Here is a 24722-nt window from a genome sequence, read left to right on the forward strand (position 1 = left end):
TGCGCTGATCCTATGGAGACTCTTTGGTGGCTGCTGCCCCTGGTGCTGGCGCTGGTGATCGGCGGCCTCTGCCCATTGGCCGGCACCTTGCTGCTGGTGCAGCGGCGCCTGTTCCTGGCCAATCTGGTGTCGCACGCGGTGTTGCCGGGGTTGGCGCTGGCGCTGGCCCTGCGGCTTGATCCGGGCCTCGGTGGGGTGATCAGTGGCCTGGCTGGCGCCCTGTTGGCGGAGCGGCTCAGCCGCGGTGATCGTTCTGGTGAAGGGGGCGATGAGGCGGTGCTCAACACCGTGCTGGCTGGCTTTCTCGGTTTAGGGGTGCTGTTGATCCCCCTGCTGCACATCCGGGTCGATCTGGAGGCGGTGCTGTTTGGCGATCTGCTGGCCGCCGCTCCTGCCGACCTGCTGCGCAGCCTGCTGGCCCTGGTGGCGGTGCTGCTGCTGCTCGCCTGGCGCTATCACCACTACGTGTATCTGGGGGTGGATCCCCTCGGCGCCGCCAGTGCTGGTTTGCCGGTGCAGCGGCTGCGGCTGCTGCTCACCCTGGTGACGGCCTTCACGGTGGTGAGCGCCATGACCGCCGTGGGGGTGGTACTGGTGATTGCCTTGATGGGTGCTCCGGCCCTAGTGGCCTTGGCTGGAGCCTCCAGCCTGCGCCAGGCCCTGGGGCGCTCGGCTCTGGTGGGTATGGGGATCAGCGGTGGCGGCTTTCTGCTGGCGATCCAGCCAGCTGTGAACCTGCCGCCCGGTCCCCTGATCGGGGTGCTGTGCATGGGCCTGCTGCCCCTGGCCTCCCTGCAGCACCGGCGCCTTTCAGCCGGCGGGTAGCCACAGGGCCAGGCGCACCGGCTTGGCCAGGGGTTGCAGGTTCAAGCTGCTGCCATCCACCAGCACCGGCTTGGCGTGGCTGCCTGAGCGCAGGGTGAGCAGCAGCTGCTGGCGGGTGGGATCAAACAACATCGGCGCTCCCGGCTCCACCTCCCAGCCCTTCAAGGAGCGTTGCTTGAGCAATTTGCCGCGGCGGTCGAGGGCCAGCATCAGGGGCTGGGATCCCTGGGACCAGTTGCTCACCACCAGCCAGACCCGATCCCCACCCCGGTCGCAGGCGCTGGCCAGGACGGCTTCGCTGCCGATCCAAAGCTGACGTGGCGGTTGGCCCGGCTCCACCAGCTCTAGGGAGCGCCGGTAGTCGGGCCAGTGACGCACCAGCAGGGCGCGGCCGCTCACGGGGCAGAAACTGCTGAGCTCCCGGCTGCCGGGCAGCAGCTGGCGCCGCTGGGGCTGGCCCGGCAGGTTGTGCAGGGTGAGGCCTTCCAGTTCAGGCACCACCACCCCGCCTCCCTCGGGGAGCAGCTGCATGGGGCCAGAAGCAGAGTGGGTCAGGGGCCATTGGCGCCCCTGGGCGGAACGCACGCTGGTGCTGCCCGGATCCAGGGCGGTGGTGGACGATTGCACCAGCAGGTCGCCGCGTCGGTTGCTGCTCAGGTGGGCAAACAGCAGCGCTGCGTCGTCTAGGGGTTGAAGCCCACCCGCCACGGGTTCGGAGAGGCGCCGCGGTTCGCGCACCAGGTTGTGTTGCTGCAGCGGCAGCAGCCAGAGACGGTGGCTGCCCATGCCATCACCACTGAGCACGGCTACACCGGCACCGTTGCCGAGGGGCTGCACTTGGGCCAGCTGCGGCCACACCGGGGTCAGCGCCTGCCAGCTGCCATCACGCCGTTGCAGCTGCAGCTGTTCGCCGCCGGCTACGGGCACCACCGCCAGCAAGCGCGGCCGGGGGTCCCAGAGCCACTGCTGGCGGCCCAGCGGCAGGTTGCGGCGGTCGACCCCTGCCAGCAGCAATCGCAATGGTCCGGGGATGGTTTGGCCGGGAAGCAGCAGCAGGCGCAGGGGGTTGTTTTCCCCCAGCCACGTCCAGGCCAGCTGGGGTTGCAGGCTGCTGGAGCCCACCAGGCTGGATCTGCGCATTGGTCGGCTGAAGCGCAGGTCCAGGGCCGCTGGACCGGAGCTGGCGCTGCTGGATTCCAGCTCCAGTAGCCGGGGTGGGCGCCGTAGCAGTAGTTGTTGCTGCAGTAAGGCCAGGGCCAGTCCTGCTGCCAGCACCAACGTGATCCGTTGCCCCGTGGCCTTCATGGTTCCAGGGGCCGCTTGGGCCGGGCAATCGGTGTGATTCGCTGCGCTAACACCACGCTGCGGCTCTGGCCGTTGCGTTCCTCAATAGCCATGGTGCCCTCCACCGCCAGCCATTGATCCGCCCGGGGCGTCTGGCCGGCCGGCCAGCGCACAGGCAGGCCCACCGGGGTGGCATCGGCAAGGCAACAGCGCACCAGCAGCCTGGCTAGCTGGGGGGGCTCACCCGGCTGGGGCAAGACAAAGCCGCTGATCCGCACAGGATCACCCGCGTAGAGGCTGGGGTCGGGTTGGCTGCGCAGCAAGCGCACCCAATCGGTGAGGCTGCGCTGGGCTGGCGGCAGCACGAAGCTCAGCTCAGTCTCATCGCCCAGCTCGGCAGGCCGGTTGGCGGCCAGGGTGCTGAAGGAGGGGTTGGGGGGAATAGCCAACACCAGCAAAGCCACTGCGGCGCTCAGCCACCAGATTTTTGGGATGGCTTGGCGTCGGGCTGGGGCAGGGCTTTCCTGACCCCTTAGCGCTAGTTCAGCCAGCAGCAGGCCAGCCAGCAGCAGCAAGGCCACACCGCTCAGCGCCACCAGCGGGTGAAAAACGCCGCTGAGCAAGAGATCCAGTCTGCCGCTGAGGCTGCTTTGCAGCAGCACGGCTCCCCACAGTCCCAGGGCGAAGGCGCGCATCACAGCAGCAGCAAATTGACCCATTGCCCCAGCACCAGCACGGCCACCGCTGCGGCGGCACTGGTGAGGGCGATGGCCTTGGGCTTAAACAGCACCCGGAACAGTCCCAGCAGCTTCAGGTCGACCACCGGGCCCAGCACCAAGAAGGCCAGCAGCGCTCCCGGGGTGACCTGGGCAGCGAAGCCCAGGGCTAGGAAGGCATCGACGCTGGAGCAAACCGAAACCACTACCGCCAGCAGCATCAGGCTCAGTACAGAGATGGTTGGTGCTCCCCCCACCGCCAGCAGCCAGCTGCGCGGCAGCAAGGTTTGCACCGTGGCGGCGATGGCACAACCCAGCACCAGCAGGGCGGCCAGATCGAGAAATTCGCGGCTGCCGTGTTGGAGCACCTCCTGCAAGGGCGGCCGCGCCACCTTGAGGGGCTGCGCCTTGGCGTCGATGGCACCGACAAGCCCGCTGCGACGCTCCAGCAGCCCCACCTGGGCCAAGGGCTGGCTCAGCCGCCGTTCTTCGAGCAGCACCGGATCTAGTAATTCGGCCTCGGGCAGCAGGCGCAGCACCGTGGCCAGCAGCACCGACAGCAGCAGGGCTGCTCCGGGGCGGGCCGCCAGTAGCCAGGGCTGGTTGGGGAAGGCGGCCCAGGTGCTGGCCAGCACGATTGGATTCAGCACCGGCGCGGCAAACAAAAAACCCAGGGCCGTGCCAACTGGGGCGCCACCGGCTAGCAGCCGCCGCGCCACCGGCACATTGCCGCATTCACAAGCGGGCAGGGCAAAGCCAAGGGCGGCACCGGTGAGGGGCCCCAGCAGGGGGTGGCCGGGCAGCTGCCGCAGCCAGGCACCTCCAGGCGCCAGCCAGCGGGCCAGGCTGGCGATACCGACGCCAATCAGCAGGAAGGGCAGGGCTTCGAGCAGCAGACCCTGAAAAATCGCCCAGGCGGTGGCCAGCTGTGCCAAGAGCAACCCGCAGGGATGGCCATCATGGACGCTGATTCAGGGCCTTTGGCTTTGAGCAGCCGGGGGTGGCTCGAGCTCGGGATGGGTGGCGCAGGGCATCCACAGGGAACCCATCGCATGGACGCCGTTGCAGCCCAGCTGTTTGGCTTTGATCAGGGCTTCCTGCTTGCTTGGGTAGGCGTAGAGGTTTGGGGTATGGGTCCCGCTGGCCGCATGGGGGTGCTGGTGGGGGGAGCTGGCTCCAGCGTTCCAGATGCCCATCACGTTGACGCCAGCCACCACGATGCCCATGCCCACCACGCAGATATTGATCACCCCCATGCCCACGGCACCGAGGCTCAGCACGCCCATCGGCACCACCCCAATGCTCACGACCCCCATTGGCACGATGCCGATCGAGATGATGCCCAAGGGGGCGATGCCGATGGCCAGCAGCTTGGGTTTGTCGCCGCACTTGGCCATTAGTGGGCCGGCGTATGGCTGCCATGGCCATCGCCATGCTGGAAGCAGGGCATCCATTTATCGCCCATCTGGTGCGCTCCGGTGCAGTGGAAGTGCTTGGCGGCTTTTTCGGCCGCGGCCTTGCTGGGATATAGCGCCTGAACCGCACCTCCACCTGGGCTGGTCTGGGCCAGGGCGGCAGCGGGCAGCATCAGGGCAGTAGTCAGTAGTTGGAGCAAGCGGCCCATCGGGCGGTGGCGGTTCATTGAGGCGCAAGTTAGGAGCCTCGCTCCCCTGGCCCAGTCATTGCTGGCTTGATGTCAGGGTTTGAACCACGCCGGCAGGGCTTCAAAACAGGCGGCATTTTTCTCGTTTTCCCTCGCCTCCACCTTCCAGCAGCAGCTGCGGCCGCTTTCGCGGCCGTGCAGCAGTTCGTTGGCCCAGCCCCACACCAGCTCGGCGCTGGCCTCCATGCCCACATTGGCCATCACCCTCAGGTCGAGGGCGCCCTGATCGTGCAGTTGGCGCCAGGTCGAGAGGAGGGGGTCATCGGCATTGGCCAGAAAGGTGTGGTCGAATTGGTCTGCCAGCCGGGCTTCGAGCTGTTTCAGGCTGGAAAAATCCACCACAAAGCCACAGTCGTCGAGTTCATGGGCCCGAAACCAGAAACTAAAACTGCGGCTATATCCATGCACGAAGCGGCAGTGGCCCTGGTGGCGCCATTGGCGATGGCAGCAGGGATAACCGCTGAAGGTTTTACTGCAGCTGTAGGCCGGAGTGGGCATGGGTGAGGATCGGGACAGCAGCAGCGCAAGGGCCTTGTCAGCAGTATTTCAGCCCCTAGACCCTCAATTCATAGGGGCCTTGCGTTTCAACGAAGCTGGTTTGATCCCCGCGGTCGCCCAGGACTGGCTCGATGGCGCCGTGTTGATGGTGGCCTGGATGAACCAGCAGGCGATCGAGCGCACTCTCGCCAGCGGCGAGGTGCACTACTGGAGCCGCTCGCGCCAGGAGCTATGGCATAAGGGGGCCACCAGCGGCCATATCCAGCAGCTCAAGGGCCTGCGCTACGACTGCGACGCCGACGTGCTGCTGCTCAGCATTGAGCAGAGCGGCGATGTGGCCTGCCACACCGGCGCCCGCAGCTGCTTCTACGACAACGGTCCCGAGCCCACGGCCGGGGGGCCATCGGCCGCTCAGCCGCCGGCAGATGTCTGCACCGAACTGATGCGGGTGATCGAAGGGCGCCGCGACCTGCCCGAGCCCGGCAGCTACACCAACAAACTGTTTGAGGGGGGCGACAACCGCATCCTCAAGAAGATCGGAGAGGAGAGCGCCGAATTCGTGATGGCCTGCAAGGACGACAACAGCGAGGAGATCGCCGCTGAAGCGGCCGATATCGTCTTCCACCTGCAGGTGGCGCTTGCTCACCACGGCGTCAGTTGGCGCCAGGTGCAGCAGGTGCTGGCCGCCCGCCGCGGCGCGCCCCGGCGGGACTGAGGGCCGCCTCAGCCTGTGCTGAGCATGGCCGCAGCAATCCAGATCACCAGGCCGGTGAGCACAAAGCCCCCAGTTGCCACGGTGTATTGCCAGATAGCTTGAACCCTTGGTGTGGGCTGACCTTCCAGCCAGGCTGGGCGCTCCCAGCCGCCACCGTCTGACCAGGGGTTTGATCCTCCAGCGGGTGCGCGCCTGTTCATCGCCTCACGCCAGTAGGAGTTGTAGCGGGGGGCTTGCTGGTTGAAGGGCATGGTGCCTACCGCCTGGCCGGGAAGTACCCGCGAGCGCTGAAAAGGCACCAGGTTGTCGCCGAAGTTGTCGCGGTATTCGTCGGAATTCAGTAGCGCGTCAACAAACTTGGGTAGCCCCTGCTCGGCGATCACGATCGACCAGGCGATCTGTTCAGCTTGGCCATGCACCGGCCGGCCAAATACCCGACCCACCACCTGTTCCACCACCCTGTAATTGCTATTGCAGCGATAAAAATCCCTCTGAAACTTCTCGGAGAGCAGGAGTTGGCGGATGAAGTCGCGGGTGCTGATCTGACCGGAGCGCAGCTGGGATTCCAGCACCGCATCACGGTCCACTTTGAAAGCGTGAAAGTAGATCTGACGGTATGCCTGCTCAATCACGGCATCGGTGGCTGCCGGATCCCGCACCAGGCAAGTGGTGTCGCTCTGGCGGGGGCTTTCCTCACCGGCGGCCAGAAAGCTGCTGACGCGAGCGCTGTTGGTGAGTGGCTTGGTGGCCAGAACGGGCAAGGGCACAGGGGTGAAAAATCCTCAAGGCGAGCAACGTATAAGTTTTTTCAAGCGCTCTTTAAAAGATTCGCTTGATTATCAGACAACTTGACAATCCGCAACATCGCGCAATTAATGGCAGCCGGCCTGGCCCCCTGCTGCAGTTGGCTCATTGCCTGGTAGGCCGGGCTGCTGTTGTAGCCACATGAAAGTGGCCCGATCCCGGGCAGTGAGCTGCAGCACTGGGTTCGCTCCAGGCACGGCCGCCATGGCGTCTTGGGGCCGATCACTGTGCCCCCACATCCCGAAGGCGTGGCCGAGCTCGTGTAGGGCCGTGGCCTGGATGGCGTCCGGTCGCTGCCCAGGGCTGATGCTCACCACAACCCGCGGCTCGATTTTTGGCGGGTCGCCGGGCTTATTCGTCGCCAGAGCTAGCTCGGCGCGGCCATGGCTGGCCCGGCCCCGCTGCAGAGGTGGCCGGCGCCTCAATATCTGTACTTGGGCCGATTCCCTGCTTTCGCTGCGGTGAATCGTGACCAATTCAGCCCAACTTGCCAGCGCCGCCTCCACGGCTTGCAGCCAAAGCTGATCCCAGCGGGCGGCAGGCCCGGACGCTGCGGTGGGATCAATCCACACGCACCAACTTTGACGCTTGGGCCAGCCGTGGGGTGTGGGCACCAGCCTCTGGCGGTAATCACCAGCAGCTGCTTCAGCGGCCAAGCCCCTGGCGGGGAAAAGACCCAGAGCAAGCACCAGGCCGCATATCATCCGGAGCATCAGGCAGGCAGGCCGACGCCGCGGGCCATCAAGGTGGCTAGCAAGGGCACCAGGGCAAAGCCTACCAACTCAACATTGAGAATCCAGCCCAGACGGGTGGCTAGGGCCTCGCTCACCTGGGGCAGCTCGCCCTTGCGCAGCGGGATAGCCCAGAGGATGTAGGTGATGGTGGGATAGAGGGACAGGCCGCCCACCCCTAGATAGAGGCCAACCTTCCACCAGAACAGGGGGTTCTCCGTATAAAACTCGCTTCCCTGGCCGAAGTAAAGAACCCGCAGAATCCCGCTCACCAGCAGGGCAAGGGCTGCCAGGCCATACACCACATCGGTGATCACCATCAAGGTGGCATCGGCCTTGTTTGGATTTGGCTTGATCAAGCGCCGCTCCAGCACTAAGGCCCCGAAACAGAGCATGAAGCTCACGTAGTGCACGTAGGCCACCCCAGCGCGGGAGAGCACTTCAGGGGGGATGGCAGCCAAGCCAGGCATTTGTAGTAGGCAGATGCTGGCAACCGTAACCGGCGGATCAGCTGGCCTGCTGCTTGCTCAAAAGTGAGCTGGAATCAGCAGCCATTTTGAAAGTCGCAAGCTTTTCGGGGAGACCGTTTGCGCTTGCCCAGATGTTGCTGTTGCATCTGCCCCCAGGCGGAAGTGGATGATTTGGTGGGCTGCGAACAACGCAGCCTCACCGTGAGCTGGGCAAACTGCGGAAAACCGGCATCGATAGCGGCTTGGTGGCAGCCGATTAGCTGTCGCTTGCTCCTTGAATGAGCAGGTTGGCTGCCGTGCTGCCCGTGACCGAGTTCGTAGACCCGACCTCAGGGGATGCTCCCGTAGTTGATGCCCAGGTGCTGGAGAGCACCGAGGTGAATGAGGTGGTGTTGCTCAAGTTGTTGCGCCGGGCAGGCCGCACCCTGGCCAGACCGGCCCTGGAATGTCTGGAGCTGCTGCTAGACCCCCAGACGCCTGCACCAGCCAAACTCACTGTGCTGGCTGCGCTCACCTACCTGCTGGTGCCCCTAGATCTGATTCCAGATTTCATTCCGGCGGCGGGCTTCAGCGACGATCTTGTGGCCGTTACGGCCTTGCTTGGTTTGTGCAGCCGCCATCGCACCCCGGCGGTGCAGTTGCGGGCCCAGCGCAGACTGGATCAATGGTTTCCCCTGAACCGCTGATAGCGATGGCCAGCCTCACAGCTGCAGAGCTCGATGATCTGCAGAGCTTTCTTAAAGACTGGCTGCGCCACACCGGACGCACCCAGGCGGATCTCAGGCGCGCCCTGCAAGCAGCATCGATTCGGATGCCCGTCCTGCTTGAGGTGCTGCAACGCACTCACAACCGCGACGGCTTGCCTGGCCTCGCCCAGCAGCTGTGTGGCGTTGAGGAGCTCTGGCAAAACGAAGATGGAGCCGGCCAAAGTGAGGGCTCTGGTCGGCCGGGGTTGGAGGCTTCGCTGGGGCAGCTAGATCTGCTGTTGCAGGAAATTCGCCAAGACCAGCAAAGCTGAGCATGGCCGTTCAGAGTGGAGAAATAACAGCTATCGCCTCGATGCAGCTCCCAGGCCTCTCTTTGGCAACCCTTGCCGCCAGCTCCTTGCTTGCCATGGCTCCGGCCTTGGCCCAGGTTGAAAGTTTTCTTGTGGGCCCCGGCAGTTCCGTGGGGCCGTCCACCAAGGTCAAGCCCAAAAATTGCGTCACAGCGGCGGATGGAGCCATTACTTGTGACACCCAGCTGGAAAACTCCCCCAGCGACACCCAAGCTCGACCTATCTATGAACAGTTCAAGAATTAATTGGCGACCGTGATCAAAAATCTGCGCCGGCTCTGGCAAGACGTCAACTATCTCCAGCTAGTTGATCGCAGTGAGCAATCCCTGGCCAAGCTGCTCGGCATCGTGCTGCTGGTGGTGTTGGTGGCTGGCACCGTGCAGTTGATGAGTGTTGTAGTCGTGGCGGTGCTGCAGCCCGATACGCCCTGGCTCGGCAGCAAGATGAACGCGGTTTTGGGCGATCTGCTCACCCTGCTAATTGCGGTGGAGGTGCTCCAAAACGTGACCTCCTATCTGCGCCGTCAAGTGGTGCAGATCGAGCTGGTGTTGCTCACAGCCATGACCGCGGTAGCTCGAAAGGTGATCGTGCTGCCCCCCGGGGCTGAAAACAAGCCCCAGCTCCTCGGCGGGCTAGGTATTGCGGTGCTCGCCCTAGCGGCGGCGTTCTGGCTGGTTCGCAGCGTCAACATTCGCCAGCCTCCCGCCAGAACAGGGCCAGCCATACGGTCCCCGGAGCAGGATCCGTAGCGAGGAGCCGGTGCCGCCGGTGGGCTGGAAGCAGCAGGCTGTCACCTCGGCAGAGCTCTAAAGGCACCTCCTCACCGTCTAGCTCAAGCAGGGCGCTTCCTTGGAGCAGGGTTAGCCACTCGTGCTCCTCTTGGTCGTACCAAAAACCCTCAGGACTGGTTGCAAGGCAGGAGTGGATCCGCTCAAGTCGCCAGTTTTTTTGTTCCACTAATACGACGCTGGTCTCCTGCCCCGTAGCCGGGCAAGGCGGAGCTAAGAGATTGGCTTCAGCTTGGCGGGGGGGATCGGTTTCACCCCAACGCCGGCCGATCTCGAAGCCCCGGCTGCGGGCTAGTTCCACCACCGCGTGGTGATTACTGCAGTCCCGCAGGGCCTGAAGTAAGGCAGGTTCGGCCTCGCTTAGCGCCACGAAGGCATTTAGCTGGCGTACCTTCTCGAGAAATTGCTGCAATTGGGCTTCAGCCATCACGCCCCATTTCGTTTTGCTCGCTCAGATCTTTGATCATCCGCCAGCGCTGGAAGGATTCCCCAGCAAATATCACCTGCTCCTCGGCATCGATCTGCCAGCCGAGATGGAGCAAAAGCGGCTTGGAAAGCTGGCTCGCCTCGGTGTGCAACTGGCGGCAACCCTGTTGCCAGGCATGGCTTTCAAGGGCCTGGAGGATTAGGCGACCCCTTCCCTGCCGGGAGGCCCTGCCGCGGCAATAGAGAAGCGATAGCCGTTGCGGCGGATCCAGCACCCCAAAAGCTTCAATAATGTTTTGGTTGTTGGCTGCGCAGCTGGCCAGGCCATAGCCCCTATGCAGGGCTTCGCGAACAGCATTGCTGCTCTGGGCATGGTTGGCCCAGGCCGCAATTTGAGCTTGGCTATAGAGGCCTTTGGCCTGGCTGATCACGGCGTCGTGATACACCGCTGCTACTTGATCGAGATCGACTGGATGCAGCACCCGCAGGTTTTCCATCCCGTTGCTGGGTTCAGCCTGCTTTCTATCACCGCTGCCAGCCAGCATCGAAATGGGCTGAATGTTTAGGCATTTATTTGCCTGGCAAAGCTTGGCAGCTGCATTTTATGGTGTAAATTCTGAATGTAATTCCTAGGGGCAAACCTCATAAGCCCCGCCAATTCACCCACCAATCCCCTAAATCGATGCTCACTGGATCGGAACTGCTTGCCAAGGTCAAAGAGCTTGGCGATGTGGGCAAGTCGGAGATCGTCCGGGCCTGCGGCTATGTCTCTAATAAGAAGGATGGCGGCGAGCGCCTTAATTTCACTGCCTTCTATGAAGCCCTGCTTGAAGCCAAGGGCGTTGAGCTTGGCGGTGCTGGCAAGGTTGGCAAGGGCGGCCGCAAACTCAGCTACATCGCTACCGTGCAGGGCAATGGCAACCTGCTGATCGGCAAGGCCTACACGGCACTGCTTGATCTCAAGCCCGGCGATGAATTCGAGATCAAGCTCGGCCGCAAGCAGATCCGCCTGATTCCGGCCGGTGCCACCGACGAAGACGAAGAGTGATTGCGGCGTCCCCATTTGACGCTGCTTAAGCAGCTGTTGATCATTTACCCCGGCTGGTCCGGGGTTTTTTCTTGCTGCCCAAGACTCTTTGGTTAGGCGGCTAAAGCGATTTCACTGCCAAGCTCGGCAGCCAGCGACCGATAGTCATTCGGGTTGCAGGACAGCAGGATCAGTTGCATGCCGTGGTTGGCCCCTCGGCGCAGCATCTGCTGCAGCGCTTGCAGGCGCTGTTGATCGCTGTTGGTAAAGGCGTCGTCGAATATCAACGGCAGGCAATCGTCGTAAGCGGGTTGGAGTACCTCCGCTATGGCCAAGCGCAGGGCGGCGGCTAATTGTTCGCGCATGCCTCCACTTAGCTGCTCGAAGCCAAAACGGTGTGGGCCCTGCTGAAGTTCGAAATTGCCAAACCCACTTTTGGGGTCAAAGTCCAGGCTTGCCTGGTGCCTGCCGTTTTGCAGGTAGTGGAGGTAGGGCCCAATGGCCTGCTCCAGCGGTTCGCTGTAGCGCTGGGAGAAATCCTGGCGGCTCTGGTGAAACAGGTTCTGCAACATTTGCAATGCCTGGGTTTGGAGCTCCAGCGCCTCCAGATCTGCCTGGGCCGACTCCCAGGCGGCCTGGCGATGTTGCACCAATGCCGTTGGATCATCCGAGCTAAGAGTGAGGCAGCGCTGCTCGTTTTGGCCGCGGCTGGTGAGCAGGGCGTCTTTCTCGCCATCGAGCAGGCGTAGATGCTGCTCGATGGCGCCGCCAGCTGGCAGCTTGTCGAGTATTTCCTTATCCAGGGCGGTCAACTCCGCCTCCTGGATGAGCAGGGCCTGGCGGCTGCTGTTCACCGCATCTGTTAGTTGCTGCCCATCACCGTGACTGGCTTTTAGGGCTAGTTGGCGTTCCGCCAAGGTGCTCAGGGAGCCCGTGAGTTGCTCGAGGTTTCGCTCCAGCTCCTGGCTGGATCGGTGCTGCTGCTCCAGCTGCTGGCGCCAGCTTGTGCGCTCGGCCTCGGCCTGCTGCTGCCTTTGACTGAGCTCATTGGCTTGCCGCCGCAGCTCCTCGATCCAGGCCTCGAGCTCCGCGCGCCCCTGGGGCAGCTCGCCGCGTTCGGCCAGGCTCTGGCGCTGCAGTTGATGCTGTGCCAGCCGGCTGAGCAGGCGCTGACGCCTGGGCTCGAGGGCGGCGATCTGCTCTTCCAGGCGACTCCAGGGGATGGCGCTGGCCGCTTGGCGCAGGTTGGCCAGCTCGAGCTCCAGGACCTGGCGCTGCTGGGCAATCACTTCTGCCGCTTCGCTATTGGCCACGCCAATGGAGATTTGCAGCTCGCGCAGGGCCGCGCCGCTGTGCTGCAGGTCCGCTGCAGCTTGGGCGGTCGCCTCCCCTCCTCCAGGGCTGATGCGCAGCCGAACCCCGCAGCCCACCGCCAGCTCGGCGCTGCCATTGAGCTGAACCGTTTCCCCAGGGGATAGGGGCTGGCCGGCGAGGCTCACGGGCTGATCTGACTCAATCAAGCTGATTGCTGTTGCCATGGCCTGGCTACGGGCTTCGGCCTGGGCCCATTGCTGTTCGGCCTGTCGCAGGGCCTTCACGGCGGCGGCATCGATCGGGGCCAGCTGGGCAAGGCTCTTCTTGCACTGTTCCGCCTGGAGCTGGAGCCGCTGGAATTGTTGTTGATGCTCTAGGAGCTGCTGAGCCTCCCGCTCGAGGTTGGCTAGATCGAGCAGTTGCTGGGCTAGCTCGAGACGCTCGACCTGTTGCTGCTGCTGGTTTTTCAGCTCCTGACAGGCCTGGTCTGAGCTTTGGCAATTGGCTTCCAAGCTGCGGAATTGCTGTTGCCGGCTGCTGCGTTGCAGCTGCCAGTCCTGCTGCTGCGCCCCTAGTTCGCCCAGCTGCCGCTGCACCGCTTGCAGCTGCGCCTGGGCCTGCTCAAGATTGCTCAGTTCCTGGCGCAGGGGTTCGATCTGGGCTCGCCGCAGCCGCAATTGGGCCTCCAGCTGGAGAGCCCGCTGCAGCTGCGGCCGCTCCTGGGCTTCGATCAATTGCAACCGTTCACCTATTTGGCGCAGCTGCTCCATGGCCGCTTCCAGCTCAGCTTGGAGGGCTTGGGCCTGCTCCAGGTTCAGTAGGGCGCTTGAGCAGCGCTGGCGGGCCGCGGCCAGGGGGGAGCCGGCTTTGAGCTTGCCTGTGGCCGTGAACTGCTGGTCGAGCCGGATCTGCAGCTGCTCGCTGACCAGGCGATCGAGGGGAGATTCCAGGGCTGCGGCCGCCGCGCCCCGCTGCTGCAGTTGCTGTACGAGCTGTTCAACGTCGTAGGCCTCGCTGGGGCTGGCCAGCAGGTTGGTGCCCGCCTCCCCCTGGCGCACCCAGAGGTGGGCCCAGCGCAGCGGCAACTGACTGTGGCGCCTGCCCTCGATCGGTCCATCCACCCCCAGTAGACGGGCCAGCTGCTCCTCCGCCGCCGCCCCCCGCAGGGCCAGGCCAGCATCGCTGCTGAGCTGGCAGGTGCCACTTGCCCCGGAAAAGCGCTTGCGTAGCTCCCAACGGGCGCCGGCCGCCTCAAAGCCCAGCTCCACCTCGGGCAGGCCGCTGTGCAGGCGGGAGCGCATTTCGTCTACCGCCCGGCCCGTGGCACTGGCCTTCAGGAACAGCACCTTGTGCAGGGCCTCCACCACCGTGCTTTTGCCCGCCTCGTTGGGGCCGCCTAGCAGGGTGAAGCGAGGATCAAACTGAAGCTCGAGCTGCTGGTGCAAGCGCACCTGGCGCAGGGTGGCGTGGAGCAGGCGCACATCTAGCCCTGCAACTGGGCCACGGTCTGGTGCAGCTCGCTGAGGGCTAGACGCACCACCGTGGGGTCGGCGTCACCAGGGGTCTTCAGGCAGCGATGCAGCTCTTGAGCAACCCGGGCAACCAGGGGATCGCCGGGGCGCTGGGTGAGCTCGGCTAGTTCGGCATCTCCGGGCGCCGCTTCACAGCGACCCCGCAGCTTCAGGCGCAACAGCTGGGCATCCAGGCGCTCCAGCAGCTCCGCGTAGCGGCGATGGCCAGCCAGGCTGAGGCTGCCGCCCACCTCCAGCAGCAGCAGGTCGCTGCCGATGCGCCCGCCAAGCAGGCTTTCCAGCTGAGCTTCGAGTCGCTCAAGATCGCTGTCTTGCTGCAGTTGGATGCGCATCGGATGCCAGCTCAGCGCTCCGGTGGCCAAGGGGCTCACCTTGGGCAGCACGCCCCGCCCAATCTGCACCTGCAACACCTGGCCGCAGCGGTAGTCGGCGCTGCGGGGAAAGCGATCTGCTTCGGGGGTGCCGCTGTACCAAACCTTCTCCGATACCCGTTTGAGGCCGTGCCAGTCGCCTAAGGCCACATAGTCAACATGCTCCAACCAGGCCCCCTCCAGCCGCAGACGATTACTGGCATCGCCGGGGTTGTCGTCGTCTGTCTCGCCAGCGGCATCAAGGTCGGTGGCACTAAAACCGTGAACAGAGCCATGGGCGAGCACCAACCGGGGCTTGTTATTAGGCAGCTCAGACCAGTTGAGGCCGTTGAGCCAGCCGCAGGGATCGCTTGCATCAGTGCGACGCAGAAGCGGGCAGGGCAGCACCACCACGCTCTTCAGTTCGATGGGTGTGGCCTGCAGCAGCACCTGCAGGTTGGCGGCGCGGCGCCCCTGCTCCGCCTGGAAATAGGGCGTATGCCACACACTGCCTGGGGCACCGTGGTCGTGGTTGCCGGGGATCACCAGCACGGCACAAGGGATCGCGCCGATGGCGGCACACACGGCACTCACATCCGCTGCCCCAGGCGTGGGTGAGTCGAACAGATCCCCAGCCACCACGACCAACTCGGCTGCTGTGGCGGCGGCGTGGGTTGCGATCCGGCCGATTGCCTGGAGCCGCACCTGGCGCAGCAGGGCGCGTTTGTCTGGATCGCTGACCCGGGCGTAGGGCTTGCCGATCTGCCAGTCGGCGCTGTGCAGCAGGGTGACGGGTGGCAAGGGTCTAGCCAGGGCCCAGGTGGCGGCGTAAGACCCTGTTTAGCGCCTGCAGGCGCACACTGGAATCATCGATAGCAAGATTGCCAAGGTGCTGCAGACGCTGTTGCGGGGATTGGGGTTGGCCAGATTGGCCTTGTTAGCCGTGGTGATGGCGGCGCTGGTGATCAGCGCAGGCCCGGCCTGGGCTGACCCTGGGGCAGATGGGGCAGAGCTGTTCGCCAACCATTGCGCTGGTTGCCACGTCAATGGCGGCAACATCATTCGCCGCGGCAAAAACCTGCACCTGGCGGCCCTGGAGCGCAATGGCATAGACGGTCCGGAGCGCATCGCCGTAATAGCCGCCGCTGGCCAGGGTCAGATGTCTGGCTATGCCGCCGTGCTTGGGGACGGCGGAGCAGAGGCGGTGGCTGCCTACGTGTGGCAGCAGGCCCAGCTGGATTGGCCCAAGGGTTGAACTTGCTTCAGAAGGCCTGGATCCAGGGATACACCTGCACCTCAGTCCAGATGCCATTGCGCCAGTAGACATCTGCCTTGACAAGGGCTTCAACCTGCTCCTTGCTGCCCGCCTCGTAGATACCGAACACGTGGGTGCTGCCTTCGGTGGGGCCCAGGGTGATCAGGGTGCCGGCGTCCTTAAGGCCCTGCAGTCCGGCCAGGTGCTCCTCCCGATAGGGGCTGCGCTTTTCGAGGGCGTTATCGCAGTAGGTGCCCCAGAGCACAAAGCGCATGGTGATGGGAGTGATCGGGGCCTGACATTACGGGGTTACCGGCTTACTGACTGCCGATCAATGGTGTTAAGACAGGGGTTACAAGCATCCTTATTCTCGTGTTGCGATCCTTTCTCGTTCTTGCGGGTGCTGCCTTTTTCGCGGCTCCTGCCCACGCCAACATGGTGAAGCAGATCATCGTCGGTAAATGCTCCAGCGCCATGCAGGATGACTTCAAAAAGGCAGGCAAAACACCACCTGCTGGGATGGTCGACGAGACCTGCGGTTGCATTGCCGACGGCATGCTCAACAGACGGCAGAGCTTGGATCAGGCCAAGGACGTTTGCGTCAAGCAGACGACGGCCAAATACAACCCTTGAGTCTTAGGGCCGTGAGCGATCCCGCTTACCCCCTACCAAACCCAAGCCAGCGGTTGGCGAAGGTGCTCAGCCCAGTCATTCCTGAGCTGGCTGCCCTGATGCACCAGACCCCCGGCACCCTGTCGCTTGCCCAGGGCATGGTGGGCTGGGATCCGCCACCAGGCGTAGCTCTTGCCGTGGCCGAGGCTCTGGCGGCCGGGGGGCCAGCCCTGCACCGTTATGGCCCACTCCAAGGTGATCCAGAGCTGCTGGAGGCGATCACCGCCAAGCTCACCAACCAAAACGGCCTCGATCTCATAGGGGCTGAGCTGCTGGTCACAGCCGGCAGCAACATGGCCTTCAACGCAGTGGCTCAAGTGATCGCAGCGGGTCCCCCCGGGGAACCCAGCGAGGTGATCCTGCCTGTGCCCTTTTATTTCAACCACGTGATGGCGGTGCAGCTGGCCGGTGCGGTGCCGGTACCGGTGCAGGCCGGCCTGATACCCGATCCCGTGCGGTTGGCGGCGGCAATCACCCCGCGCACCCGGGCCATCGTCACCGTGTCGCCAAATAACCCCAGCGGCGTGGTGATTCCGGCCCAGGTGCTGGCGGCGATCAACCAGCTCTGTGCGTTGCACGGCCTGTTTCACATCAGCGATGAGGCCTATGAGCAGTTCGTTTACGGCGAGGAGCCCCACTGGAGCGCCGCTTCCCGGCCCGGCAGCGCCGCCCACACCCTTTCGCTGCATTCGCTTTCTAAGGCCTACGGCCTGGCGGGCTGGCGCTTGGGCTACATGGCCGTACCCCAGGCGCTGCTGCCTCCCTTGTTAAAGGTGCAGGACACGGTGCTGATTTGTCCGCCCCGACTCACCCAGCACGCCGCTCGGGCCGCCCTAGCTGCCGGGCCGGCCTGGTGCGCGCCCCGGATCGCAGCCCTGGCGGAGCTGCGCCTGCAGCTGCTGGCTGCAGTGGCAGCGCAGCAGGCTCAAGGTTTGCCGGTGCGTTTGCTGGCTCAGCCCGATGGGGCCTTCTACGCCCTGCTGCAAGTTGCAGCGCCGTTTCCCTTCTCTGCGGACACGCTGATGCGGCGGCTGGTGCTCGAGCACCGGGTAGCGACCCTGAGTGGCGGCAGCTTCGGCCTGGATTCCAGCGACGCTGGGCCGGTGTTGCGGCTCAGCTACGGCCTGCTCGACGCTGCGGATCTGGCTGAGGCCCTCGATCGGCTGTTCAGCGGCCTGCGCCGCCTGCTGGCTACAGCTGGCCCCAGCGACCCATGAAGGGCCAGCGCACCAGCAGCGCGGCTTGCCCCATCTCGGGCCATAGGGACTCCAGCTCAGCCTGAAGGTTGGGGAGCGGATCACTGCCGGCCTCGCGGCTGCGCTGCACCGCTGACCAGGTGCCGATATGGGCGATCAGTTCGTCCAGGGTCCAGTGGCGTTCGATCCATAGCCCCGCCGGAAACTGCCACTCCTCAGCTGGGAAGGCCAAACCGGCGAAGCTCTGCTCCACCCAGCGGCGCTCGGCGGGCCACCAGGGGGCCAGGGTGACGCTGTGGAACGCATCTAGTGATGACTGGAGCCGTTGATCCGCCAAGCGCAACGGCAGGTAGCCAATCCATGCCACCACAGCCCCCGATTTGCACACTCGCCGCACTTCGGTGTTGAAAGCATCGCCGGCAAACCAGTGCACTGCGGCTGCCACCAGCACCCCGTCGACGCTGGCGCTGTCCAGGCCACTGCTGCATGCATCAGCTAGCTGATAGCTGATCTGGGGGTGGGGCCGGGCGGCTGCGAGCTGGGCCGCACTGGCGTCTGTGGCAATCACCCGGGCACCGGCGGTGGCTAGGTCGATTGCGGCCTGGCCGCTGCCACAGCCGCAGTCCCACACCAGGGGGTTGCTGATCAGGCGGCCCAGGAAGAGATCGAAGAAGGCAGCGGGGTAGGTGATTCGGTGGCGGGCGTAGGCCGCGGCCACCGCGCTGAATAGCTTGGTCGCCTCGTTGCTTGCCTCGTTCATCGACGCTCGAGCACCAGCATTCGATTGTTGGCCGGCAGGGGCAGATCGGCTATGCGCTCGAGGCCGAGGTTTTGGGCTTGCTGCACCAGCTCACTGGCATCACGCACCCCCATGGTTGGATCGATGCTGCGCATGTGCTGGTCGAAGGCGGCGTTGCTGGCGGCAGTGTGTACGCCGCCGTCGTGGAAGGGGCCGTAGAGCAGCAGCAGCCCACTCGGCCGCAACACCCGCGAGGCTCCGGCTAGTAGATGCGGTACGGCCGCCGCCGACATGATGTGGCAGGTGTTGGCGCTGAAAACAGCATCGAAGCCCTGGCGTGGCCACTGCCCAGCGTCCGTGACATCCAGGGCGATGGCGGGTGGCAGCGTGGGGCTCTGGGCCTCCAGCTGGGCTTGCAGATCCATGAGGCTCTCTTGGCGCTCACTGGTCTGCCAGGTAATGCCTGCTATCTGCTGGCAGAAGAAAGCTGCGTGCTGGCCGCTGCCTGAGCCGATCTCCAGTACTTGGGCGTGGGCAGGCAGCCACTCTTTAAGCACAGCCAAGATCGGCCCTTTGTTGCGCTCGCAGGCGGGGGAAAACAGCATGAGGGGAAAAACAGCATGAGGGGAAATCCCTGCAGCCTGATCGGGGCTTAAGCGTCGAGCCCGGCCCGCAGCTCGGCGCAGAAGCGCCCGGCCGCGGCGGCAACGTCGCCCTGCTGGCCATGGGCGGCCGCCATCACTTTCACTAGGGCACTGCCCACAATTGCCCCATCGGCGCCCCAGTCGCGCACCTGGCGGGCTTGCTCGGGGTCGGAAATGCCAAAGCCCACGGCGATTGGCGTATCTCCCAGGGTCTTGAGCTGGCCCACCAGATCGCCCACCCGGGATTCAAGGTTTGTGCGCACCCCGGTCACGCCGGTGACGCTCACCAGGTAGGTGAAGCCGCGGCTTGCCTGATGGATTCTTCCCATGCGCTCGGCTGGCGTGGTGGGCGCCACTAGCAGCACCAGATCGAGGCCGGCAGCTGCTGCGATTGCTGAGAGTTTCTCGGCCTCTTCAAGGGGTAGGTCGGGCACCACCAAGCCGGCGGCTCCGGCGGTGGCGGCGGCGGCACAGAAGGCCTCCATGCCGCGGTTGAGCAAGGGGTTGCTGTAGGTGAACAGCACCACCGGCATGGTCAGTTCACCCTTGAGGGAGCTGAGCATCTCCAGCACCCCGGCTGGAGTGGTGCGAGCCTTCAGTGCTCGGCTGGCAGCGGCCTGGATCACCGGTCCATCGGCCAAGGGATCGCTGTAGGGGATGCCTAGCTCCACCAGGTCGGCGCCATTGGCCTGCAGGGCCAGCAGGCTGGCCCGGGTGTGGGCCAGATCCGGATCGCCCGCCATCAAAAACGGCATCAGGGCGCAGCGTCCCCTTTGGCGAAGGGAGCTGAAACGCTGCTGGATTTGGGTAGGGGCGGCAGACACAGCAGCAAGAAGGGCTTCGGCCAGTGAGCCTATGCCTCGCCCTGGGGAGCTTCCGGCAGCTGGCCCGTTTCGCGCAGCAGGCGCTCCTGCTCTTCAGGGCTGAGGGCGTCAAACTTGCGCTGCAGGGTTTCCGTGGTGAAAGCGTCGTAGGCCTCGCGGTATTGGCGCCGCTGCTGGATAAAGGTCATTTTGCCTGTGACCACCCGAAATAGGTAGCTGCCCGTCCAGGCAAGTACCAGCACCATCAGCAGGGCAGAGGCGGCGATACCAGCAGAAAAGCCCTCAAAGCCCCCGGCCTGAAAAAGCCAATAACCGCCGCCGCCCAAGCCAAATACCCCTAGGGCCAGCAGCAGGGCCCGTCCGTTGGTCATGAGAGCACGTTGCCCTGGCCTGCCATGCGCAGGTTGATGAAGGGAGCAAACAAAATCAGACCAGGGAAAAACAGAAACACCAGTCCGTAGACCCCTAAGCGCTCGAGCTTGCCCATCACCGTCCAACGCTTGATCATCCAGGCGTAGAGCAGCAGGGGCACAGCTACTAGATAGGCGCCTGCGATCAGGGCGTAAGCCACCAGAACCAGCAGCAGATCAGGCGAAACGGATTGAAGAAACCCGGGCAGCTGCACGGCAAACCTTCGTGTTGCCACCAATTTAGGATGGCCGAGTAGGGGGCATGGCGGAATTGGTAGACGCAGCGGACTTAAAATCCGCAGACGGCAACGTTGTGGGGGTTCAAGTCCCCCTGCCCCCATTGGCTTTTTACTTATTTGTTGCTCAAACCCATCATTTGACTTGCTCGGGCTGAGGGGTGGCTGCTCTTGGGCTATGGTTAGGGGGTCTGGCAGAAGCCGGCTAGCTCTAAGAGCTTGCGCACGCCAGAACAAGCACCATGCATCCCCTGCGCTTCCTGGGGACGGCCGATCAGTCTGCCAAGTCAGATAAGCCTGCCAAGTCAGATTTTTCGGCCAAGTCAGCTCAGTCCAGTTTGATTGTTCTGCTTAGCGATTGCTTCGTGTGAATTCCCTTTGCGGGAATGGCAATCCTTCGGTGCGAGATCCATATCGATTCAATTTTTCCATGTTTCTTGTTTCCCCGTCCCCATCGCGCTCCAGCCGCACCAGCTATCCCAGCTGCCCGCTTCACTCCCGTCCCCAAGGACGGCCCACCTCCCAACCGCTCACTTGGGAGGAGTTACTAGGCCAGCGCTGAGCAGGGCCGCAAAGTGGCTGCCCTCGTCTCCAGGGGTGTCTGAGATGTTTAACAGCGTGTCTAGATGCTCGCCCCAGCGCACCGTCAACTCATGTAAAACGGCGTCTTGGTCAGAACCAGCCAGCCAGCTGGAGTTGAGAAATACCGTTTGGCTGCTGTCTGAAAAATGGCTGCGGGCCCCTGGCAATTCGTCGTCTGCCATCAACTCCACCGTTGGCAGTCCACTGAAATCGCCCTGGGCTAGGGCCTTAGCCAAAGCTGTCAGAGCCACAGGCTCCTGACCTAACCCCAGGGCATGCACAGCGGCGCTCAAAAGTGCGCCGCTCTGGGCCCAGGCCCTGATCTGCTGATGCCAGAGATTAAGCAGGGCTTGGAGTTTGGTTGCGGTCATGGGGCCTGCAGTCGCTCCCGCTGGAGGTAGACCCGAATCAATTTCTCGTCCATCAGCCCCTGGCGGGCCAGGGACGCTTCGTTGCAGCGCTCAAACAGGTCCAGCAGGGTGCTGGTCTGGAAGCAGAAGCCTCCGGCAGCGGCAATCGCCACCACATCGGGGGCTGTGATCACCTCATTGAGCTGGTCTCGGAGGGACTGGTCCTGTTGAATCCGGCCCAGGAATGTGAACAGGATATTGAGTTCGCTGGCATTAGGGTCCAGTTCCATCCAGGGTGCCTCGGGCTGGGCAGGGTTATGGCTTCAGGCTAGGGCTCAGGCCTCCGGAAAAATCCACGTTCACGTAACCCTTCAGAATCAACCCACTCCGCGCCCGATCGGCGTCAACTGATGAATTTCCTGCCCAGTGCCCTGGAAATCCTTCTGGGCATCGTGCTCCTGTTTGGTGGCGGAGAGCTTTTTGTGGCTGGGTCCTCGGCCCTGGCCCTGTTGCTGGGAATCCCCCAGATCGTGATCGGCCTCACGGTGGTTTCCCTGGGCACCAGTGCGCCGGAGTTGTTCGTGAGCCTGATCTCCACTTTTCAAGATGGCGATGCGATTGCCGTCAGCAACGTGGTGGGCAGCAACATCTTCAATCTGATGGTGGTGCTTGGCCTCAGCGCCCTTGTGGTGCCACTGCGGGTAAAAAGTCGCCTGGTGCGAAGGGATGTGCCCCTGCTGCTGGGCGTTTCGCTGGCGGTGTGGGGCATGGCCTCCGGTGGCCGCCTCACCTGGCAGGCAGGCCTGGCCCTGCTGGTGGGCACCGCGATCAACCTGATCTGGGAGATGCGCACCGCCTCCGAATATTCAGATGAGGAGGGCGATTTCAATGAGGACGACCGGGCCACCCCTGCCGTGGCCGCCGCCAAGCTGGCTGGCGGTCTCGTGCTGTTGGTGCTGGGATCCCAGGTGCTGGTCAAGGGTGCCACTGCGGCGGCCATCGGCCTGGGCGTCACCCAGACCGTGATTGGCCTGACAATCGTTTCAGCCGGCACCTCCATGCCGGAGCTGGTGACCTCGCTGGTGGCGGCATACCGCGGCAAGGCCGATCTGGCCATCGGCAACGTGGTGGGCAGCAACCTGCTCAACCAGCTGCTGATACTGGGGGTATGCGGCGTCTTCTCCGGCGAGGGGCTTCTGGTGGATCCGGTAGTGATCAGCCGTGATCTGCCGGTGATGGTGCTCACCACCCTGGCCCTGCTGCCCATCCTCTGGACCAGGGGGGTGGTTACTCGACTGGAGGGGGGCATCCTGGTAAGTCTCTACGTGCTCTATCTGGCTGAGCAGGTGCTCTCAGAGACTTTGACCACGGCCCAGGATGAATTCCGGTTTGTGGTTCTGGTGGTTGTGCTGCCCCTGGTGCTGGTGTTTTTGGTTTGGCAGATGCTGCGCTGGCGCCGCGATCGCTTCGCTTGAGTTTGGCGTTAGTGAAGGATCCCTTCTAGATTGAATCTCGAGTTTTTGTTGGCACATTTAGCCAAATATCAGTTTGAAATACATGGCTTGGTTGCGCCGGTTGGTTACTGCATTTTCTCTGCTGGGAGCTTTGGGCCTGGTGGGCTGTGCTGGTGAAGGCGGTGGTGTTCAAAGCCAGAAGATGGCCACTATCAAGGCCCGGGGCAGCCTGCTCTGTGGCACAGATGGAAAGTTGCCAGGCTTTAGCTACTTGGACTCAGACGGCCGCTACGCCGGGCTTGACGTGGATACTTGCCGGGCTGTTGCCGCTGCGATGTTGGGCGATGGCGAGAAGGTGCAGTTCCGAGATCTAAATCCCAGCGAGCGCTTTGCCGCCCTCTCCAGCGGTGAGGTGGATTTGCTTGCCCGTAACACCACCATGACCCTCAGCAGGGATGCGCCCGGGGGCAATGGGCTGAGCTTTGCCCCAACTACCTTTTACGACGGCCAAGGTGTGATGGCGCCCTCGGCTAGTGGTATCCGCGAGCTCAAGGATCTGGCCGGCAAGCCTGTTTGTGTTCCAAGCGGCACCACCAGCGAGCTCAACCTGGCCGACCGGATGCGGGAAGAGGGCATTGCCTATACCCCGCTGAAGTTCCAGACCCTCGACCAGATGTGGACGGCCTATTTCAGCGGCCGATGTGCGGCAGTGAGCACCGATCGCTCCCAGATGGCGGCCTACCGCAGCATCCTTCCCCAGCCGGCGCTCCATAGCTTGTTGCCGGTGGTAATGAGCAAGGAGCCTCTCACGCCCTCCACCATCAATGCCGATCCGGCTTGGGCTGATGCAGTGCGATGGATCGTTTATGGCCTGATGCAAGCGGAGGAGCTGGGGATTACTCAGGCCAATCTTGAGGCGAAGCTTGCTGAAGCTAAGGCAAATCCAAATCAGGCTGAGCTGCGCAGATTCCTCGGGGTGGAGGGAGAGTTTGGTCGTCAACTTGGATTGCCAGCTGATTTTGTAGTTCAGGCCATAAGAGCTGTTGGTAATTATGGTGAGATATTTGAACGTAATCTTGGTCGAGATTCTAAACTCAAATTAGATCGAGGCATGAATCGTCTCTGGACTCAAGGCGGGCTGATTTACTCACCCCCGTTCCGTTGAACCGGTCTGCGATGAGTTCTGCAGTCACGCCTTGGTGGCGCAACCGCCGACTGATTCCTTGGCTGCTCCAGGCGGTTGTTGGGCTTGTTGTGCTGGTGTTGGTAGCTTTTTTGCTCGGTAATTTGGTGCGTAACCTCACCAATGCCGGATTGCTACTTACCTGGAGTTGGCTTGGTAATCCCTCTGGATTTGAAATCTCCGAAACGGTGATTCCATTCGATGCATCAATGCCCTATTGGCGTGCATTGATGGCTGGCTTGATGAACACCTTAAGGGTGGTGTTATTTGGCTTGTTTGGTGCCACCTTGCTAGGGGTTGCAGTTGGCACTGCTTCTTTCAGTTCCAACGGACTGCTGCGTCTCCTGTCCCGCATATACGTTGAGCTGATTCGCAACATCCCCCTGTTGTTGCTATTGGTGTTTTGGTATTTCGTGGTTTTCCTGTCTCTCCCTAACGGCGCAGCAGCCCTGCAGATGCCTGGGGTGGTGCTGGCTAAATCTGGCCTCTATCTCAGTTGGTTTGATTCGGCTTTGCAATGGCAGTTGCCCCTGCTTGAGAACGGGGTGTGGCAGGCGCCATTGAGGATTTCAGTGGAATTTGCAGCCTTGCTAAGTGGTCTAGTGATCTATTCGGGAGCCTTTATCGCCGAGGTGGTGCGCGGTGGTATTGCCTCGGTGCCTAAGGGGCAGTGGGAGGCAGCCACCTCGCTGGGCTTTTCGCCCCTGCTGACCCTGCGGCGGATCGTTTTGCCCCAAGCCTTGCGCGTGATTGTGCCGGGGCTGAACAGCCAATACATTTCGCTTGCCAAGAGTTCATCGCTGGCAGTGGCCTGCGGCTTCACCGACCTTTATTCGGTGGCTGAAACCACGCTCAATCAAACCGGCCGTGCCATTGAGGTGATGTTGATTTTATTGGGTTCTTATTTAGTGATCGACCTGGTGATCTCAGCCCTGATGAATGGGCTAAATGGCCTTGTGCAGCTGAGAGAACGCTAA

The 24722-nt window shown here is 63.2% G+C and carries 34 protein-coding genes and 1 tRNA gene; 14 read left to right on the forward strand and 21 right to left on the reverse strand.

The annotated features are described in order from the left end of the window. The first annotated feature begins 12 nt into the window (after positions 1 to 12). Positions 13 to 825, forward strand: a complete 813-nt coding sequence (locus tag U9970_RS03370) for a metal ABC transporter permease (RefSeq protein ID WP_322765300.1) — start codon at positions 13 to 15, stop codon at positions 823 to 825. On the opposite strand, the gene U9970_RS03375 is transcribed toward U9970_RS03370, so the two are convergent. From U9970_RS03375 to U9970_RS03400, 6 genes are read right to left on the reverse strand one after another with little or no spacing between them, the layout of a single operon-like run. Continuing rightward, the gene (locus U9970_RS03375; RefSeq protein WP_322765301.1) at positions 811 to 2130 is read right to left on the reverse strand and encodes a hypothetical protein; all 1320 of its coding nucleotides are present in this window, start codon (positions 2128 to 2130) and stop codon (positions 811 to 813) included. The genes U9970_RS03370 and U9970_RS03375 overlap by 15 nt on opposite strands. Beyond that, positions 2127 to 2828: a TIGR03943 family putative permease subunit gene (locus tag U9970_RS03380; RefSeq protein ID WP_322765302.1), complete on the reverse strand. Its 702-nt coding sequence runs from the start codon at positions 2826 to 2828 to the stop codon at positions 2127 to 2129. Before U9970_RS03380 ends, U9970_RS03375 begins: the two co-directional genes overlap by 4 nt. After that, entirely contained in the window at positions 2804 to 3760 is a 957-nt protein-coding gene (locus tag U9970_RS03385; RefSeq protein ID WP_322765303.1) for a permease, read from the reverse strand. The genes U9970_RS03380 and U9970_RS03385 overlap by 25 nt, the downstream gene beginning before the upstream one ends. Positions 3761 to 3796: 36 nt before the next feature. Further along, positions 3797 to 4222, reverse strand: coding sequence for a hypothetical protein (locus U9970_RS03390; RefSeq protein WP_322765304.1), 426 nt, complete (start codon positions 4220 to 4222; stop codon positions 3797 to 3799). After that, the gene (locus U9970_RS03395; RefSeq protein WP_322765305.1) at positions 4222 to 4467 is read right to left on the reverse strand and encodes a hypothetical protein; all 246 of its coding nucleotides are present in this window, start codon (positions 4465 to 4467) and stop codon (positions 4222 to 4224) included. The genes U9970_RS03390 and U9970_RS03395 overlap by 1 nt, the downstream gene beginning before the upstream one ends. 54 nt (positions 4468 to 4521) lie before the next feature. After that, positions 4522 to 4986 carry a 6-carboxytetrahydropterin synthase gene (locus tag U9970_RS03400; protein WP_322765306.1) on the reverse strand — a complete coding sequence of 155 codons (465 nt, stop codon included), beginning with the start codon at positions 4984 to 4986 and terminating at the stop codon, positions 4522 to 4524. Between U9970_RS03400 and hisIE the strand changes: the two genes are divergently transcribed. Next, on the forward strand, positions 4985 to 5701 hold the full coding sequence (gene hisIE, locus U9970_RS03405) for a bifunctional phosphoribosyl-AMP cyclohydrolase/phosphoribosyl-ATP diphosphatase HisIE (RefSeq protein WP_407653072.1): 717 nt from the start codon (positions 4985 to 4987) through the stop codon (positions 5699 to 5701). The genes U9970_RS03400 and hisIE overlap by 2 nt on opposite strands. A gap of 8 nt (positions 5702 to 5709) precedes the next feature. Here hisIE and U9970_RS03410 read toward each other — a convergent pair whose 3' ends face one another. The 3 genes from U9970_RS03410 to U9970_RS03420 all read right to left on the reverse strand — a co-directional run bounded on the left by U9970_RS03410 (position 5710) and on the right by U9970_RS03420 (position 7697). Beyond that, complete coding sequence (locus U9970_RS03410; protein WP_322765308.1) at positions 5710 to 6468, reverse strand: phycobilisome rod-core linker polypeptide; 759 nt, start codon at positions 6466 to 6468, stop codon at positions 5710 to 5712. Positions 6469 to 6573: 105 nt separating this feature from the next. Further along, positions 6574 to 7218 carry a peptidase gene (locus U9970_RS03415; protein ID WP_322765309.1) on the reverse strand — a complete coding sequence of 215 codons (645 nt, stop codon included), beginning with the start codon at positions 7216 to 7218 and terminating at the stop codon, positions 6574 to 6576. Continuing rightward, positions 7218 to 7697 carry a DUF2214 family protein gene (locus U9970_RS03420; protein ID WP_407653073.1) on the reverse strand — a complete coding sequence of 160 codons (480 nt, stop codon included), beginning with the start codon at positions 7695 to 7697 and terminating at the stop codon, positions 7218 to 7220. Before U9970_RS03420 ends, U9970_RS03415 begins: the two co-directional genes overlap by 1 nt. A gap of 287 nt (positions 7698 to 7984) precedes the next feature. On the opposite strand from U9970_RS03420, the gene U9970_RS03425 reads away from it, so the two are divergent. The 4 genes from U9970_RS03425 to U9970_RS03440 are packed head-to-tail and all read left to right on the forward strand — an operon-like array spanning position 7985 to position 9512. Then, positions 7985 to 8392 (forward strand): YkvA family protein, encoded by a 408-nt coding sequence (locus tag U9970_RS03425; protein WP_322765311.1) that lies wholly within the window; start codon positions 7985 to 7987, stop codon positions 8390 to 8392. Between the two features lie 5 nt (positions 8393 to 8397). Continuing rightward, positions 8398 to 8724: a hypothetical protein gene (locus U9970_RS03430; protein WP_322765312.1), complete on the forward strand. Its 327-nt coding sequence runs from the start codon at positions 8398 to 8400 to the stop codon at positions 8722 to 8724. 2 nt (positions 8725 to 8726) lie between these two features. After that, entirely contained in the window at positions 8727 to 9008 is a 282-nt protein-coding gene (locus U9970_RS03435; RefSeq protein WP_322765313.1) for a hypothetical protein, read from the forward strand. After that, positions 9009 to 9512, forward strand: coding sequence for a phosphate-starvation-inducible PsiE family protein (locus U9970_RS03440; protein WP_322765314.1), 504 nt, complete (start codon positions 9009 to 9011; stop codon positions 9510 to 9512). On the opposite strand, the gene U9970_RS03445 is transcribed toward U9970_RS03440, so the two are convergent. Both U9970_RS03445 and U9970_RS03450 read right to left on the reverse strand, forming a co-directional pair. Then, a complete protein-coding gene (locus tag U9970_RS03445; RefSeq protein ID WP_322765315.1) occupies positions 9448 to 9978 on the reverse strand; it encodes a Nif11 domain/cupin domain-containing protein in 531 nt (176 codons plus the stop codon). The genes U9970_RS03440 and U9970_RS03445 overlap by 65 nt on opposite strands. Then, positions 9971 to 10474: a GNAT family N-acetyltransferase gene (locus U9970_RS03450; RefSeq protein WP_322765316.1), complete on the reverse strand. Its 504-nt coding sequence runs from the start codon at positions 10472 to 10474 to the stop codon at positions 9971 to 9973. Before U9970_RS03450 ends, U9970_RS03445 begins: the two co-directional genes overlap by 8 nt. A 185-nt stretch (positions 10475 to 10659) precedes the next feature. On the opposite strand from U9970_RS03450, the gene U9970_RS03455 reads away from it, so the two are divergent. Beyond that, positions 10660 to 11025 carry an AbrB family transcriptional regulator gene (locus U9970_RS03455; protein WP_106502848.1) on the forward strand — a complete coding sequence of 122 codons (366 nt, stop codon included), beginning with the start codon at positions 10660 to 10662 and terminating at the stop codon, positions 11023 to 11025. A gap of 92 nt (positions 11026 to 11117) precedes the next feature. Here the strand turns inward: U9970_RS03455 and U9970_RS03460 are convergent, their stop codons facing one another. Then, the gene (locus tag U9970_RS03460) at positions 11118 to 13799 is read right to left on the reverse strand and encodes an AAA family ATPase (RefSeq protein WP_322765317.1); all 2682 of its coding nucleotides are present in this window, start codon (positions 13797 to 13799) and stop codon (positions 11118 to 11120) included. Positions 13800 to 13801: 2 nt separating this feature from the next. Further along, positions 13802 to 15001 (reverse strand): metallophosphoesterase, encoded by a 1200-nt coding sequence (locus tag U9970_RS03465; RefSeq protein WP_322765318.1) that lies wholly within the window; start codon positions 14999 to 15001, stop codon positions 13802 to 13804. Positions 15002 to 15128: 127 nt separating this feature from the next. On the opposite strand from U9970_RS03465, the gene U9970_RS03470 reads away from it, so the two are divergent. Beyond that, a complete protein-coding gene (locus tag U9970_RS03470) occupies positions 15129 to 15455 on the forward strand; it encodes a c-type cytochrome (RefSeq protein ID WP_407653074.1) in 327 nt (108 codons plus the stop codon). A 7-nt stretch (positions 15456 to 15462) separates the two neighbouring features. On the opposite strand, the gene U9970_RS03475 is transcribed toward U9970_RS03470, so the two are convergent. After that, a complete protein-coding gene (locus U9970_RS03475) occupies positions 15463 to 15729 on the reverse strand; it encodes a YciI family protein (protein WP_322765319.1) in 267 nt (88 codons plus the stop codon). 161 nt (positions 15730 to 15890) lie between these two features. On the opposite strand from U9970_RS03475, the gene U9970_RS03480 reads away from it, so the two are divergent. Together U9970_RS03480 and U9970_RS03485 are read left to right on the forward strand one after the other, a co-directional pair. Next, positions 15891 to 16088, forward strand: coding sequence for a hypothetical protein (locus tag U9970_RS03480; protein ID WP_322765320.1), 198 nt, complete (start codon positions 15891 to 15893; stop codon positions 16086 to 16088). Positions 16089 to 16099: 11 nt separating this feature from the next. Next, entirely contained in the window at positions 16100 to 17344 is a 1245-nt protein-coding gene (locus tag U9970_RS03485; RefSeq protein ID WP_322765321.1) for an aminotransferase class I/II-fold pyridoxal phosphate-dependent enzyme, read from the forward strand. On the opposite strand, the gene U9970_RS03490 is transcribed toward U9970_RS03485, so the two are convergent. The 5 genes from U9970_RS03490 to U9970_RS03510 are packed head-to-tail and all read right to left on the reverse strand — an operon-like array spanning position 17319 to position 20155. Further along, positions 17319 to 18083, reverse strand: a complete 765-nt coding sequence (locus tag U9970_RS03490) for a class I SAM-dependent methyltransferase (protein ID WP_322765322.1) — start codon at positions 18081 to 18083, stop codon at positions 17319 to 17321. The two genes, U9970_RS03485 and U9970_RS03490, sit on opposite strands and share 26 nt — an antisense overlap. Then, entirely contained in the window at positions 18080 to 18667 is a 588-nt protein-coding gene (locus U9970_RS03495; RefSeq protein WP_322765323.1) for a DUF938 domain-containing protein, read from the reverse strand. The genes U9970_RS03490 and U9970_RS03495 overlap by 4 nt, the downstream gene beginning before the upstream one ends. Positions 18668 to 18714: 47 nt before the next feature. Beyond that, complete coding sequence (trpA, locus tag U9970_RS03500) at positions 18715 to 19530, reverse strand: tryptophan synthase subunit alpha (protein ID WP_322765324.1); 816 nt, start codon at positions 19528 to 19530, stop codon at positions 18715 to 18717. Positions 19531 to 19559: 29 nt separating this feature from the next. Then, positions 19560 to 19901, reverse strand: coding sequence for a DUF3007 family protein (locus tag U9970_RS03505; protein ID WP_322765325.1), 342 nt, complete (start codon positions 19899 to 19901; stop codon positions 19560 to 19562). After that, a complete protein-coding gene (locus U9970_RS03510; protein ID WP_322765326.1) occupies positions 19898 to 20155 on the reverse strand; it encodes an NAD(P)H-quinone oxidoreductase subunit L in 258 nt (85 codons plus the stop codon). The genes U9970_RS03505 and U9970_RS03510 overlap by 4 nt, the downstream gene beginning before the upstream one ends. A 41-nt stretch (positions 20156 to 20196) precedes the next feature. Here U9970_RS03510 and U9970_RS03515 point away from each other — a divergent pair. Further along, a tRNA-Leu gene (locus tag U9970_RS03515) sits at positions 20197 to 20280 on the forward strand. Between the two features lie 426 nt (positions 20281 to 20706). On the opposite strand, the gene U9970_RS03520 is transcribed toward U9970_RS03515, so the two are convergent. Further along, positions 20707 to 21129, reverse strand: coding sequence for a hypothetical protein (locus U9970_RS03520; RefSeq protein WP_322765327.1), 423 nt, complete (start codon positions 21127 to 21129; stop codon positions 20707 to 20709). Next, positions 21126 to 21398 (reverse strand): Nif11-like leader peptide family natural product precursor, encoded by a 273-nt coding sequence (locus tag U9970_RS03525; protein WP_322765328.1) that lies wholly within the window; start codon positions 21396 to 21398, stop codon positions 21126 to 21128. The genes U9970_RS03520 and U9970_RS03525 overlap by 4 nt, the downstream gene beginning before the upstream one ends. Positions 21399 to 21518: 120 nt before the next feature. Between U9970_RS03525 and U9970_RS03530 the strand changes: the two genes are divergently transcribed. The 3 genes from U9970_RS03530 to U9970_RS03540 all read left to right on the forward strand — a co-directional run bounded on the left by U9970_RS03530 (position 21519) and on the right by U9970_RS03540 (position 24722). Beyond that, positions 21519 to 22583 carry a calcium/sodium antiporter gene (locus tag U9970_RS03530; RefSeq protein WP_322765329.1) on the forward strand — a complete coding sequence of 355 codons (1065 nt, stop codon included), beginning with the start codon at positions 21519 to 21521 and terminating at the stop codon, positions 22581 to 22583. A gap of 82 nt (positions 22584 to 22665) precedes the next feature. Next, a complete protein-coding gene (locus U9970_RS03535) occupies positions 22666 to 23727 on the forward strand; it encodes an amino acid ABC transporter substrate-binding protein (protein ID WP_322765330.1) in 1062 nt (353 codons plus the stop codon). 11 nt (positions 23728 to 23738) lie between these two features. Further along, on the forward strand, positions 23739 to 24722 hold the full coding sequence (locus U9970_RS03540) for an ABC transporter permease subunit (protein WP_322765331.1): 984 nt from the start codon (positions 23739 to 23741) through the stop codon (positions 24720 to 24722).

The sequence above is a fragment of the Cyanobium usitatum str. Tous genome (assembly GCF_963920485.1).
Taxonomy (GTDB): domain Bacteria; phylum Cyanobacteriota; class Cyanobacteriia; order PCC-6307; family Cyanobiaceae; genus Cyanobium_A; species Cyanobium_A usitatum_A.

Excerpts from the sequence above, each read along its gene's own strand:
- U9970_RS03475 (WP_322765319.1), bottom strand. The coding sequence starts at position 15,729 with ATGCGCTTTGTGCTCTGGGGCACCTACTGCGATAACGCCCTCGAAAAG.
- U9970_RS03455 (WP_106502848.1), top strand. The coding sequence starts at position 10,660 with ATGCTCACTGGATCGGAACTGCTTGCCAAGGTCAAAGAGCTTGGCGAT.
- U9970_RS03370 (WP_322765300.1), top strand. The coding sequence starts at position 13 with ATGGAGACTCTTTGGTGGCTGCTGCCCCTGGTGCTGGCGCTGGTGATC.
- U9970_RS03395 (WP_322765305.1), bottom strand. The coding sequence starts at position 4,467 with ATGAACCGCCACCGCCCGATGGGCCGCTTGCTCCAACTACTGACTACT.
- U9970_RS03400 (WP_322765306.1), bottom strand. The coding sequence starts at position 4,986 with ATGCCCACTCCGGCCTACAGCTGCAGTAAAACCTTCAGCGGTTATCCC.
- U9970_RS03380 (WP_322765302.1), bottom strand. The coding sequence starts at position 2,828 with ATGGGTCAATTTGCTGCTGCTGTGATGCGCGCCTTCGCCCTGGGACTG.
- U9970_RS03520 (WP_322765327.1), bottom strand. The coding sequence starts at position 21,129 with ATGACCGCAACCAAACTCCAAGCCCTGCTTAATCTCTGGCATCAGCAG.
- U9970_RS03435 (WP_322765313.1), top strand. The coding sequence starts at position 8,727 with ATGGCCGTTCAGAGTGGAGAAATAACAGCTATCGCCTCGATGCAGCTC.
- U9970_RS03425 (WP_322765311.1), top strand. The coding sequence starts at position 7,985 with ATGAGCAGGTTGGCTGCCGTGCTGCCCGTGACCGAGTTCGTAGACCCG.
- U9970_RS03490 (WP_322765322.1), bottom strand. The coding sequence starts at position 18,083 with ATGAACGAGGCAAGCAACGAGGCGACCAAGCTATTCAGCGCGGTGGCC.
- U9970_RS03445 (WP_322765315.1), bottom strand. The coding sequence starts at position 9,978 with ATGGCTGAAGCCCAATTGCAGCAATTTCTCGAGAAGGTACGCCAGCTA.
- hisIE (WP_407653072.1), top strand. The coding sequence starts at position 4,985 with ATGGGTGAGGATCGGGACAGCAGCAGCGCAAGGGCCTTGTCAGCAGTA.
- U9970_RS03495 (WP_322765323.1), bottom strand. The coding sequence starts at position 18,667 with ATGCTGTTTTCCCCCGCCTGCGAGCGCAACAAAGGGCCGATCTTGGCT.
- U9970_RS03450 (WP_322765316.1), bottom strand. The coding sequence starts at position 10,474 with ATGGAAAACCTGCGGGTGCTGCATCCAGTCGATCTCGATCAAGTAGCA.
- U9970_RS03505 (WP_322765325.1), bottom strand. The coding sequence starts at position 19,901 with ATGACCAACGGACGGGCCCTGCTGCTGGCCCTAGGGGTATTTGGCTTG.
- U9970_RS03525 (WP_322765328.1), bottom strand. The coding sequence starts at position 21,398 with ATGGAACTGGACCCTAATGCCAGCGAACTCAATATCCTGTTCACATTC.
- U9970_RS03530 (WP_322765329.1), top strand. The coding sequence starts at position 21,519 with ATGAATTTCCTGCCCAGTGCCCTGGAAATCCTTCTGGGCATCGTGCTC.
- U9970_RS03375 (WP_322765301.1), bottom strand. The coding sequence starts at position 2,130 with ATGAAGGCCACGGGGCAACGGATCACGTTGGTGCTGGCAGCAGGACTG.
- U9970_RS03415 (WP_322765309.1), bottom strand. The coding sequence starts at position 7,218 with ATGCTCCGGATGATATGCGGCCTGGTGCTTGCTCTGGGTCTTTTCCCC.
- U9970_RS03430 (WP_322765312.1), top strand. The coding sequence starts at position 8,398 with ATGGCCAGCCTCACAGCTGCAGAGCTCGATGATCTGCAGAGCTTTCTT.
- U9970_RS03540 (WP_322765331.1), top strand. The coding sequence starts at position 23,739 with ATGAGTTCTGCAGTCACGCCTTGGTGGCGCAACCGCCGACTGATTCCT.
- U9970_RS03390 (WP_322765304.1), bottom strand. The coding sequence starts at position 4,222 with ATGGCCAAGTGCGGCGACAAACCCAAGCTGCTGGCCATCGGCATCGCC.
- U9970_RS03535 (WP_322765330.1), top strand. The coding sequence starts at position 22,666 with ATGGCTTGGTTGCGCCGGTTGGTTACTGCATTTTCTCTGCTGGGAGCT.
- U9970_RS03480 (WP_322765320.1), top strand. The coding sequence starts at position 15,891 with ATGGTGAAGCAGATCATCGTCGGTAAATGCTCCAGCGCCATGCAGGAT.